A 255-nucleotide genomic window follows, 5' to 3' on the forward strand; every position below is an offset into this window, starting at 1 on the left:
CGCAGCAGAGACCGGCAGCTCGGCCCGGCGGCGGCGGTGGCGGTCAGGCGATCGCCAAGGCCCGCGCTGGGGACGGAAAGCCGAGCATCAATCGCCCGGGCAACAAGCCGTCGCAGGTCAACCGCAGCGGTGGCAAGAAGAAGATGGCGGCAAAGGCGCAGAACCGGCCGAAGAAGCCATCGGGCCTTGGCAATGTCAATTCCGGACGGCGTGAGGTCGCTTCGTCACGCCGCGGCGGGCAAAGCCTTGGCGGTG

General features: G+C 69.0%; 1 pseudogene. It reads left to right on the top strand.

The annotated features are described in order from the left end of the window. Nucleotides 1-255, top strand: a pseudogene (locus tag IB262_RS35655) (DUF3300 domain-containing protein); the annotation flags it as partial.

Origin of the sequence: Ensifer sp. ENS02, assembly GCF_014851885.1 — a bacterium.
GTDB lineage: Bacteria > Pseudomonadota > Alphaproteobacteria > Rhizobiales > Rhizobiaceae > Ensifer > Ensifer adhaerens.